At 40.7% G+C, this 1,411-nt stretch carries 2 protein-coding genes; both read left to right on the top strand.

Features of this window, described 5'->3' with window-relative positions; translation table 11 throughout:
• The first annotated feature begins 115 nt into the window (after window positions 1–115).
• A complete protein-coding gene (locus R7P67_RS24345) occupies window positions 116–616 on the top strand; it encodes an opioid growth factor receptor-related protein (protein ID WP_262654362.1) in 501 nt (166 codons plus the stop codon).
• A 160-nt stretch (window positions 617–776) separates the two neighbouring features.
• The gene (locus tag R7P67_RS24340) at window positions 777–1,142 is read left to right on the top strand and encodes a hypothetical protein (RefSeq protein ID WP_031858551.1); all 366 of its coding nucleotides are present in this window, start codon (window positions 777–779) and stop codon (window positions 1,140–1,142) included.
• Window positions 1,143–1,411: the final 269 nt, after the last annotated feature.

The raw sequence follows: 1,411 nt of genomic DNA, 5'->3' as shown, positions 1-1,411 counted from the left end.
CTATGCGTTTGTTTTGGTGGTTAAGGTGCTCTGCGGAGGCTTCGGTATTGCGTGCCTCACACCTTAACAAGGCGTTAGTGCGCAAAGATAAAAATTACAATTAGCAGGATTTTAAATGAGTGAAATTGCTCGTTTCATATCTGGTAAAGCTCCAGATAAATTTGGTCGCAATGTAGAGCAGTTGTTAGCTTACAACCACTTCTGGCTAGAGCATGATCATAAGTATATTCAAGTTTTTTTCCCAATTGATGAGGGTACTAAGTTCAATCAACATGCTCCTTTGGTAACTCAAGCAGATCGAGAGGCTTTTGCTAACTCAGAAGAATTTCGCATTGCTCACTTAAAAGCACTCGACCTTTTACTTGAGTTTTGGGGATTGCAGCGAAATGGGTGTGAAATTTCTTCATTACTGGAACTAAGTCCTGCCAACCACGTCTGGCTTAAAAGTCATGACCACAACCAACTCCGCCTGACCCGAGCAATTCGTAGTTTGTATTTACTCGGTAATGAGCAGATAGCAGCTAACTTGTGTGAGTTTCTAGTGGCTGCAGCCAGAGAAACCAGCATGGTTTCAGATAAAACGGTCGAGTATTGGCGTAACGCGCTCAAGGGTTAGGGGATCGCTGAAAAAGCGCACTAACAAACTGTTCAAGAGGGATTCGCAACGCGTGGCATTTTTACTATGCGTTGATTTTAGTGTTTAGGGTGGTATGCGGCGGCTTTGGTATTGCGTTGCTCACCCCTTAACAGGGCGTTAGCTTTCACGAGGAAAATACATGTTTACATTGCTAGGAATTATAATACTGTTAGTGATTGCGTTGGCTTTGCTGATGAACTATTTCCTATGTCGTGATTTTTATAGTTGTTGGAAAGAGTATGCTCGTACAAATTGGCAAGTACAGGGTAAACCTAGTTTTAACGAATTTTATCAGAATCAGCTTGGTTTATTTCGCACAATAGTTCTTGGCTCTGAGTTGGATTGTGTAGGTTCACAAGAACTGGTTGATAAACGTAAGTACGTGAGATGGACATGGTTAGTTGTACTCGCCATGTTGTTCTCTGGTTGTGCATTGGTTGGTTTTGAAGCTGATTTGCGTCCGGCTAAATGGGCAATTATTCCGATTGATAATATTAGGTTTTAAGCCCAAAAAGCTAACAAACAATTTAAGAGTGATTCGGCACGCGTGGCATTTTTACTATGCGTCGGTTTAAGTGACTAAGGTGGTATGCAGTAGCATCGGTATGGCGTGCCTCACACCTTAATTGGGCGTTATACGAATAGAGGGAAATTATGTACAAAAATACTGATTTTAACTTGGATTCAAAAGAGTTCAGGTTTAAGAAAGACTCATATCCTTTGTCTAAGATAAACAATGTTAGGGTTAAAAAGTTAAGTTTTCTTGATAATTTA

It is taken from the genome of Vibrio sp. Vb0937 (assembly GCF_033338855.1).
The sequence above is the reverse complement of the archived record's forward strand: the minus strand, read 5'-3'. Positions and strand labels throughout refer to the sequence as shown.

What these genes read in the sequence shown, in the direction of transcription:
- R7P67_RS24345 (WP_262654362.1), top strand. Translation starts at nt 116, where the DNA reads ATGAGTGAAATTGCTCGTTTCATATCTGGTAAAGCTCCAGATAAATTT.
- R7P67_RS24340 (WP_031858551.1), top strand. Translation starts at nt 777, where the DNA reads ATGTTTACATTGCTAGGAATTATAATACTGTTAGTGATTGCGTTGGCT.